The 9,000-nt window shown below is 67.9% G+C and carries 10 protein-coding genes; all 10 read right to left on the bottom strand.

Translation table 11 applies throughout. The features are described from left to right. On the bottom strand, window positions 1–442 hold a 442-nt coding region (locus KDM41_08020), incomplete at its 3' end, for a rod-binding protein (protein ID MCB1183365.1). A gap of 8 nt (window positions 443–450) precedes the next feature. Further along, complete coding sequence (locus KDM41_08015; GenBank protein ID MCB1183364.1) at window positions 451–1,584, bottom strand: flagellar basal body P-ring protein FlgI; 1,134 nt, start codon at window positions 1,582–1,584, stop codon at window positions 451–453. Between the two features lie 9 nt (window positions 1,585–1,593). Continuing rightward, window positions 1,594–2,214: a flagellar basal body L-ring protein FlgH gene (locus KDM41_08010; protein MCB1183363.1), complete on the bottom strand. Its 621-nt coding sequence runs from the start codon at window positions 2,212–2,214 to the stop codon at window positions 1,594–1,596. A 4-nt stretch (window positions 2,215–2,218) separates the two neighbouring features. Beyond that, window positions 2,219–3,181: a flagellar basal body P-ring formation protein FlgA gene (gene flgA / locus KDM41_08005; protein ID MCB1183362.1), complete on the bottom strand. Its 963-nt coding sequence runs from the start codon at window positions 3,179–3,181 to the stop codon at window positions 2,219–2,221. 4 nt (window positions 3,182–3,185) lie between these two features. Next, entirely contained in the window at window positions 3,186–3,977 is a 792-nt protein-coding gene (gene flgG, locus KDM41_08000; protein MCB1183361.1) for a flagellar basal-body rod protein FlgG, read from the bottom strand. A 28-nt stretch (window positions 3,978–4,005) separates the two neighbouring features. Next, window positions 4,006–4,797, bottom strand: a complete 792-nt coding sequence (locus tag KDM41_07995) for a flagellar hook-basal body protein (GenBank protein MCB1183360.1) — start codon at window positions 4,795–4,797, stop codon at window positions 4,006–4,008. 326 nt (window positions 4,798–5,123) lie between these two features. Then, entirely contained in the window at window positions 5,124–6,614 is a 1,491-nt protein-coding gene (locus KDM41_07990; GenBank protein ID MCB1183359.1) for a hybrid sensor histidine kinase/response regulator, read from the bottom strand. A 131-nt stretch (window positions 6,615–6,745) separates the two neighbouring features. Then, complete coding sequence (locus tag KDM41_07985; protein MCB1183358.1) at window positions 6,746–7,138, bottom strand: PilZ domain-containing protein; 393 nt, start codon at window positions 7,136–7,138, stop codon at window positions 6,746–6,748. Window positions 7,139–7,537: 399 nt separating this feature from the next. Next, window positions 7,538–7,834, bottom strand: coding sequence for an integration host factor subunit beta (locus KDM41_07980; protein MCB1183357.1), 297 nt, complete (start codon window positions 7,832–7,834; stop codon window positions 7,538–7,540). A 288-nt stretch (window positions 7,835–8,122) separates the two neighbouring features. Further along, window positions 8,123–9,000, bottom strand: an 878-nt coding sequence (locus tag KDM41_07975; GenBank protein ID MCB1183356.1) for a hypothetical protein, incomplete at its 5' end; no start/stop codon positions are given.

The raw sequence follows: 9,000 nt of genomic DNA, 5'->3' as shown, positions 1-9,000 counted from the left end.
CGATGAGGGGTTCGGGGAGCCGTTCGGAAGCCGCTGCCGGGGTCGGGGGCGCGGCCGACGCGGCGCCCGGAGACAGGTCGCCCGCCGCCTGATCCCGGCCTTCGCCCACGCTGGCCGCGAACTGCTGGACGATGAGGTCGGCCACGCCGAGACCCGAACGTCCGGTGGCCATGGCCCGGGCGATCTCGGCGTCGTGCATCTGGCGGTAGAACTTGGTGGCGCCGCCCGAATTGAAGAGGTCGTTCTCGGGCACCGTCTCGCGCATGACCTTCATCAGCTGGTTCAGGAAGACGGCCTCGAACTCCTGCGCGGTCTCGCGCAGGTTCGCCAGGTCCTCGCGCGACCCCGTCCGGCCCGCCAGACGGCGCAGCCGGGCGTCCTCGGCCCCGGTGGCGGCCTGGTCGAGCAGCAGGGAACCGGGCGTGGCGCCGAGGACGTCCATGGCGGGTCCTACATCAGCACCAGTTCCGCCTGCAGGGAACCGGCGCGCTTGAGGGCCTCGAGGATGGCGATGATGTCGCGGGGGCTGGCCCCGATGTCGTTCAGCACCCCGACCACGTCGGCCACGGTGCTCGTGTCGGGCACCCGCAGCACCTGGGCCTCGCGGTCCTGCACGTCGGTGTTCACCTCGGGCACGATCACCGTCTCGCCGGTGCGGCTGAAGCTGCTGGGCTGGCTCACGTCGTAGTAGGTGCTCACGACGACCTTGAGGGTGCCGTGGGCGACCGCGGCCTCCTTCAGGCGCACGTTCTTGCCGACGATGATGGTGCCGGTGCGCTCGTTCAGGACCACGCGGGCCACCGCGTCGCTGGCCGCCCTCAGGGCGCTCATGCCGGCGATGAAGCCCACCGGGTCGTCGGCGAAGCGGGCCGGCAGGGCCACCTCGATGCGCTGGGCGTCCTTGGCCTTCGCGATGCCCGGACCGTACTCCGCGTTGATCGACTTCGCGACCTCCGCCGCCGTCGTGAAGTCCGGACTGTTCAGCAGCCAGTTGAACGTGTTGCCCTGCATGAACTCGCCGCCGAGGGGCACTTTCACGGTGCCGCCGTTGGAGACCACGCCCGCCTGGGTGTGGTTCTTCCGGAAGCTGTTGTTGGCGCCGCTCTTGACGTTGAAGCCGCCGATGGACACCGAACCCTGGGCCAGCACGCAGATGGTGCCGTCGACGGCGTGCAGGGGCGTCATCACGAGATGGCCGCCCTCGAGGCTCGAGGCGTCGTTCAGGCTGTTCACCTTGACGTCGATGCGGGCCCCCACGCTCAGGTTGGGGTCGAGTTCGGCCGTGACGATCACCGCGGCCACGTTCTTCGCCTTCAGGTCGGCCGGATCGACCGTCACGTCCAGGGCCTCGAGCATGGTCGCGATGGAATTGCTCGTGTTCTCGGCGCTCGGGCTGTCACCGGTGCCGTTCAGGCCCACGACCAGACCGTAGCCCACCAGCGGTTCGTCGGTGGTGCCCTCGAGGTAGGCCAGGTCCTTGATGCGGGACAGGTCCGCGCCGGCCGCCCCCATCGGCGCCGCGCCGGCGAGCACCACCGCCAGCAGCACCGGGAGCGGAAGATATCTCTGCGTACGCGTGCTCATGCGGGCCTCCTAGAACAGCCAGTTGAGGATCTTGGTCACGACACCCGGTTCGCTGGTGTCGTTGACGATGCCCGAACCGTTGTAGGCGATCTGGGCGTCGGAGATGAAGGTGCTGAGGATCGTGTTGTCCGGCGCGATGTCGCGGCCGCGGCACACGCCCGTGATCTCGATCAACTGCTTCTCGCCGTTGATGTTGATCATGCGGGTGCCCTCGAGACGGAAGTCGCCGTTGTGCAGCACCTCGGTGATGCGCGCGGTGATCTCGGCCTGCAGGCTGCCCTTGCGCTGGGTGTCGCCGTCGCCCTTGTACTTGTTCTCCACGCTCATGTCCCACGGCTTGATGAAGTTCAGCACGCCGAGGCCGGGGCCGCCCGAGGTCTCGCTCTTGTTGTCGGCCTTGGTCTTGGCCGCGGCCTTGGCCGAGCTCTCCTCGGTGATCAGGATGGTGATCAGGTCGCCCACGCGGTGCGCCTTCATGTTCGTGAAGAGGGACTGACCGCTCTCGAAGTCCACCAGGGGCGTCTTGGCCGCCGCCCGGCCCACCAGCGGCCCGAGAGCCGCGAGCACGGCCACCACCGCGCAGGCGCGCGCCACGGGGCTGGTGCGCAGGAGATGTTTCAGTTCCGCCATGGTCTCATCGTCTCCATTCCACGAGGCCGGGTCCCGTCACGCGGGCATTCACCAGCCGTCCGGTCAGTTCGCTGCGCACGGGAATCGTCTGCCCCACGCAGCCGGGTTGGCGGGCCGTGGCCCGCACCGACACGGCCACCTGGCCGCGCACCACCATCAGTTCCACCTCGTCGCCGGCCAGAATGGCCGGAGTCTCCTTCACGTCCGCCAGCCGCAGCAGGTCGCCCGCGGCGATGCTGCGCGTCGCGCTCGCCCCGGCGAGCAGCAGCCGCCCCGCCGCGACGCCGGCCGGCAGCGCCGACAGGTCCTGCCACTCCCAGGCGAACTGGGCCTCGGCCAGGGGCGTGTCGCGGTCGATGCCGCGCACCGCCCGGGCCGTCTCGTCGAAGCTGTGCAGCACCACCGAGGCCGTGAAGGCCTCCCGGTGCGGGCCGGCCTCCAGCTGGACCGGCACCAGGTTGCGGCCGGGCGTCAGGCGCTCGCTGCGCTTGAGGTGCAGCTGCCAGTCGCCCACCGCGGCCAGCCGCATCTCCGGAATCTCCACGTCGAGCCACGAGTCCGGCGCCCCGGGCACCGGCTTGGGCACCAGGGCCTGGAGCTCCCGCCGCAGTGTCACCGCCACCGTGCGGCCGTCGAGTTCCCGCCCCTGGAAGACCAGGCACGTCGCCTCGGCCCCGCCGAAGCTGACCCCGCCGCCGAGGCCGGCGCTCACCAGGCGGCGCAGGATCATGCGCCGCGAAACCATGACCGAGGTGTTGGGCGCCGCACCGGCGTGAAGCAGGACCTCGCCCGCCGCGGCCGGCACCGGCCCCCGGGCCACGTCGCGCAGCCAGGCCGAACCGCCGCTGATCTCCACCGTATCGGGCAACACCAGGCGCCAAGGCGAAGCCGCTGCCGGGACGGCGGCACAGAGCACCGCGCAGCCCACCACCGTGATCGCCAAAACGTTGTGCCCGTTACGGTTCAATCCTCTACCTCTTGAGACTGTTCACGGTCTGGAGCATCTCGTCCGCCATGGCGATGGTCTTGGAGTTCAGCTCGTAGGCCCGCTGGGCCGAGATCATGTTGACCAGCTCGTCCACCGTCTCGACGTTGCTCATCTCGAGGAAGCCGCTGGTGGTCTCACCCATCCCTTCGAGGCCGGGCGTGCCGAGGAGGGGCGCACCGCTGGCCGGCGACTCGCCGAAGATGTTGCCGCCGCGGGACGTCAGGCCCGCCGCGTTCGGAAAGCGCGCCAGTTCGAGCTGGCCGATCTCCTGGATGTTGGCGTCGTCGCCCGCGACCATCACCGCGATGATGCCGTCCCGGCTCACCGACAGCTCGATGGCGTCCTCGGGCACCGTCACCTCGGGCTCGAGGCGGTAGCCGGCCGAAGTCACCACGCTGCGGTCGGCGTCGAGCTTGAAGCTGCCGTCGCGCGTGTACTTGATGGTGCCGTCGGGCATCCGCACCTGGAAGAAGCCGTCGCCCTCGATCATCAGGTCCAGGGCGTTGCCCGTCTGCACGACCGTGCCCTGGCTGAAGTTCTTGTTCGTGGCCACCAGCTTCACTCCGTGACCGACCTCGACGCGCGTCGGCGCGGCGCGGCCCTCGGCGTCGACCTGCCCCCCGGGCAGCACCTTCTCGTAGAGCAGGTCCTGGAATTCGGGGTGGCTCTTCTTGTAGCCGGTGGTGTTCACGTTCGCCAGGTTGTTGGCGATCGTGTCGATGTTCATCTGCTGCGCCTTCATGCCGGACGCGGCGGTTCCCATGGCTCGGATCATGTCCTATTCCTTTCGCGGGCCCGGGCCGCTAGGCGTTCACCCGCGGCAGCGTGTTCACCGATTTGCTCAACAGGTCGTCCTCGGTCTTCATCACCTTGCTCTGCACCTCGAATGCCCGCTGGGCCGTGATCAGGGCCACCAGCGTGTCGATCGGGTTCACGTTGCTGCCCTCGAGATGACCCTGGGCCACCACGACGCGGTCCTGCGGCACCGGCTTGGGCTCGAGGAAGTCGGGCGCCCGCACGACGCCGTCTCCCATGTGCTCGAGGCGGGTCGGATCGTCGAACTCCACCAGCTTCAACCGGCCGGCCGGCCGACCGTCGACGGTGACGGTTCCATCCGGGCCGACCGCGAAGTCCTTGCCGTCCAACGTAATGGGTCCACCTTCGCCCTGGACCAGCTTGCCGTCCGCCGACGTCAGCTGCTGCTGGGCGTTGACCGTGAAGCTCCCGTCGCGGGTGTAGACCGGCCCGTCGGGCGTTGCCAGCTCGAAGAACCCGTCGCCCATGACGGCGATGTCGGTGTCGCGACCGGTGGCGGTCACCGGCCCGCGCCGGTTGTCCAGGGCGTGGGTCAGGTCCATGCGCGTGACGGGCGCCCAGTTGCCGGTGCCCGGCGTCTGGCGGGCACCGGTCTGGGCCTGGACCTGCTGGCCGGGATTCGTCCCGCCACCGCCATTGGGGTCGTCGGGCTGGGCCACCCGGGTCAGGATCTGCTTGAACCCGGTCGTGTTCACGTTGGCCAGGTTGTTGGCCAGGGCGTCGATGCGCACCTGCTCCAGTTGCATGGCGCGCTCGGCGGTATTCAGACTGCGGATCACGTCGAAACGTCCTTTCCCCGGATCGTCGCGGACCCGGTTCCCCATCGCCCGGGGGGCAAGCGCCGTGCCCCGGTCCGGCGATCCGCCCCGCGGCGGGACCGGCAGGAATTGCCGCCGGGTGCCGGGGGCCGCCCTGGACCGGAGAGGGTGCGGGGAGGGAATCGGCGCCCGACGGGCGGACGCGGCGGCAGGATCTGCCGGGCGGCAGGATCTTCCGGCCGGGAACGAAAGGACACGGCCGCCGGCGGTGGGCCGGCGGCCGTGTCAGATCCCGTTGCAGGCGGTGGGTGAAACCTGGGCGGGACGTCCCGCCGGCGGGGGCCGGCTCAGACCGGCGCGGGGACCGGCTCCACAGCCGGTGGCGCAGCCGTCTCCCGGTCGGCGGCGGCCGTCACCAGGGGCAGCGTGAAGCGGAACGTCGAACCCTTGTCCGGCTCGCTGCGCACCTCGATCTGGCCCCCGTGGGCCTCGACCAGCTTCTTGATGATGACGACGCCCAGCCCGACGCCCTTGATGGTGCGCTGGGACTTGCCCCGCGTGTAGGGCTGGAAGAGGACGCGCAGCTCGTCGGCACTCATGCCGATGCCGCCGTCGGAGACGGCCACGCGGACCGTCTCGCCCCGCGTCTCCACCGACAGGCGCACCCAGCCGCCCTCGCGGTTGTACTTGATGGCGTTGCTGACGAGGTTGCGCAGGATCTGGGTCATGCGCAGGGGGTCGGCGTGCACGACCACGGCCGCGTCGGGCAGTTCCAGGTCGACCTGCAGCGCCGAACCCGCCGCCATGGGCGCCAGGTCATCGAGGACCTCGCGGCAGAGATTGCCGAGGTCCATGTCCTCGCGCTTGAGGTTCACGAAGCCCGCATCGATCTTGTTGATGTCGAGGAAATCGTTCAGCAAGGCCGTCATTTCGGTGATCTTGCGGTTCACGCTGTCGAGGAACTCGACCTGGGTCTCGTTCATCTCCCCCGTCTTGCCCGTGGCCATGAGCGAGACGTAGCCCTGGATCACCGACATGGGCGAGCGCAGGTCGTGGGCGATCATGCTGTGGAAGTCGGCCTTCATCTGCTCGGCCTCCACCACCTTGGTGATGTCGCGGAAGACATAGGCCATGGCCATCTCGTCGTCGAGCTGGATGCGCGCCGTGCGGGCCGTCAGGTGCGTCACCATCCCGTCGATGGTGATGGTCAGGCGCACGTCCTCGCGCACGCCCTCGCGCAGCCGTTCGATCAGTTCGGGCGCGACGCCGAGGGTGGTCAGGATCTCCGTCATCGACTTGAACTGGGCCACTTCGCGCGGCATGCGCAGCAGGCTCAGGAAGACCTGGCTGCTCAGCAGCACCTTGTCGTCGTGGCTGCAGATGGCCACCGGTTCGTGCAGGAAGCGGAAGATCTGGTTCAGCTTGTCGCTCTGGTGGCGCAGCTTGTCCTGCAGGTCCTTGATGCGCAGGAAGGCGCGGATCTTCGAGTACAGCTCCTCGCCGTTGATGCCCTTGGTGATGAAGTCGTCGGCGCCCATGTCCAGACCCATGATCTTCTCGGAGGTCTTGTCCTCGGACGAGATCATGAGGATGGGGATGCCCCGCGTGTCCTGGTGCCGGCGCAGGATGCGGCTGACGTCGAACCCGTGCATGCCCGGCATCTCCTTGTCCAGCAGGATCAGGTCGGGCAGGTTCTCCATGGCCATGCGGGCGCCCGTGGCGCCGTCACCGGCGGTCAGCACCTCGTAACCGCGCTTCTCGAGGACGCGCTTGAGGTACAGGCAGGTGGGCGGCGAATCGTCCACCACCAGGATCGTGCGTTCCTTCGCCTCGGCCATGGGTCGTCTTTCGGGCGGATGACGGGCTCGGGACCCCGCGGCGGGACCCGGATGTCTTGTCCGGGTTATCGACCGGCAAATCGGCGCCTTGACCCCAAAAGGGGCCCACGCGGGAGAATCCGGGGCGGGAATCAGTCGAGATCGGACAGGAGCAGGGCGATGTGCCGCTCAAGGTTGGCCATGCCGTCGGCTTCGATGTGGGTGAAGAAAACGGCGATCTCGTAGTCGGTGCAGCCGGCCACCGCGGCCTCGGGATTGGAGCGCACGACGAGGCCCTCGCAGGGCACCAGCGCGGACCCCGGCGCTCCGCCGTCCGCGGCGGGTACGGTGACTTCGAGCTCCATGCCCAGCTTGGTCATGGGCTCGATGAAGTGGTCGGAGCGGAAGTACACGCCGGAGGTGCTGATGTTGATCGTCTCGAGGCTGGCCGTCGAAATCGAGCCGTCCGCCTGGGGCAGTTTGACCTCGAGATTCAGGTTGGCGTCGACCCGCTGGGCCCGCCGCCGTTCGTTGTGGTCAGCCATCCCTGCACTCCCTCGGCGAGATCGGTTCCGGATCCTCCGGACTGGCGCTCCGGCGACGGCATCAGGCCGTTCGCCGCGCCGCCCGCGGCAGATGACGCGCTCAGCGCGCCGGCCGGCGCCACACAGGGTCGCGCCGGCCGCTCTGGCTCGCTACTTCTTCTTGTGACGGTTCTTACGCAACCGCTTCTTGCGCTTGTGAGTCGCAATCTTCTTGCGTTTGCGCTTACGCCCGTTAGGCATGTTCACCCGCCTTTCCATCCTCGGGACCGGCTCCGGGCCCTCCCGGAACACACGACTGGGCACGGAGGAGCCAGAGGTCCCCGTGCCGCGGAGAACGACCAAGATAGGCCATGGTGTTGCCCGACACAACCGGAAAACCGGTCCCAGGCCCCACGAGGGTCAGTCCTGACCGTCCTCGAGGTCGCCGTTCATGCGGCCCTTCAGCTCGTTCGAGGTCTTGAAATACGGCACCCGCTTCGCCGGCACCTGCACCGACTCGCCCGTGCGCGGGTTGCGGGCCTGCCGGGACCGGCGCGTCTTCACCTTGAAGCTGCCGAAGCCCCTCAGTTCGACCTTGTCGCCCTGCACGAGGGCCTGGCCGATGTTGTCGAGGATGAGGTTGACGATGGTCCCCGTGTCCTTCTTGCTGACCCCGGTCTGCCACGAGATCAGGTCCACCAATTCCGCCTTGGTCATGGAACGCCTCTTCTTCCGGTCGGTGGCCCTGCGGCCACTTCCCCTGTTGTCGGCAAGGCAAAACGGAGGTCGCACCTCCGTCTCCGGGGACCGCTATGCTTTCGATCCCGCGTTTTCGTTGCGGATGGTCATCCGGAACAGCCCTGCGTACCTTCTTTGTTGATTGAGGGTTACGTATACAATTTATACCATATAATTAAGCCGCAACCAAGAATAAAATTCGGTTGTGCCGCTGAGATTGTGCACGGCCCCGGACGGAGCAATCGACAGCCAAAGCCCGACAACGGTCTAGTAGCCGTAGCTAAGCCCGTGGCGTCTACAGTTCGCTACGGGCTTCGTTTCCACAGCCCGGTCGTAGTACGCCCGCCACCTTGCCGGCATCTCCGTCCTCGTCGCGAACAAACGTTTCTTGAACAACTCCTCCGGCACCAACCTCTCCGCCATGATCCCCAACTCCATCGCAGGTGTGGGACTTCCGCGCACCTTCTCACGCCGCCCCTTCATGTAGTTCCGCCACACCAGCAGGATCGCCAACCGCTCCGCACTGGACTGCCGCCGCTTCGACCAGGCGATCGTCTCCCGCTTGTGATTCGCGCTCGAGTGACGGATCAGCAGATCCAGCAGGTTCACTTCCCACAACGGGTTATTCCGGTCCCGATACGCCGTGCCCGGAGTCACGGCGTGCTCTATCCGCACGTTCATCCGCCGGATCGCCCGCCGATACGCCGGATGATCATCGCTCAGCACTCTCGCCGACCGCCGCCCCCGCAGAACCACCTCCAGGAGCTCCTTCATGTCGTTCTCTATCGCCTTCGGGTTCGGGCGACCGAGCGCGGACTCGAGTGCCATGCGACGGTTCTTCTGGGCGGCCGTCATCCGGCCCTTGCGGCGCAGGGGGCTGTCGGTGAAGTAGTAGAAGAAGTCGGTTTCCTTGCCTACGGCCAGATGGTGGTGGATGGGGTGATACTGGCTCCACTCGAACGACTCGAAGCCGTCGACGACGATCTCGCGGGGTGGCGCCAGATCCCGGATCCTATCCAGGTGGAAGAGCATACAGTGCCGGCCGAGGCGGGCGACGTGGCGGTCGACAGTCGTCGGGGCGACGCCGAGATCGCGGGCGATTTGTCGGTTGGCGGTGCATCCGAGGGTGCGCTTGAGGATCCGGG

It is taken from the genome of bacterium (genome assembly GCA_020440705.1).
Lineage (GTDB): Bacteria > Krumholzibacteriota > Krumholzibacteriia > LZORAL124-64-63 > LZORAL124-64-63 > JAGRNP01.
This window is presented reverse-complemented; position numbering and strand designations above follow the sequence as displayed.

Bases quoted from the DNA above. Each gene is read 5' to 3' on its own strand.
- KDM41_08010 (MCB1183363.1), bottom strand. From the start codon at position 2,214: ATGGCGGAACTGAAACATCTCCTGCGCACCAGCCCCGTGGCGCGCGCC.
- flgG (MCB1183361.1), bottom strand. From the start codon at position 3,977: ATGATCCGAGCCATGGGAACCGCCGCGTCCGGCATGAAGGCGCAGCAG.
- KDM41_07985 (MCB1183358.1), bottom strand. From the start codon at position 7,138: ATGGCTGACCACAACGAACGGCGGCGGGCCCAGCGGGTCGACGCCAAC.
- KDM41_07980 (MCB1183357.1), bottom strand. From the start codon at position 7,834: ATGACCAAGGCGGAATTGGTGGACCTGATCTCGTGGCAGACCGGGGTC.
- KDM41_07990 (MCB1183359.1), bottom strand. From the start codon at position 6,614: ATGGCCGAGGCGAAGGAACGCACGATCCTGGTGGTGGACGATTCGCCG.
- KDM41_08015 (MCB1183364.1), bottom strand. From the start codon at position 1,584: ATGAGCACGCGTACGCAGAGATATCTTCCGCTCCCGGTGCTGCTGGCG.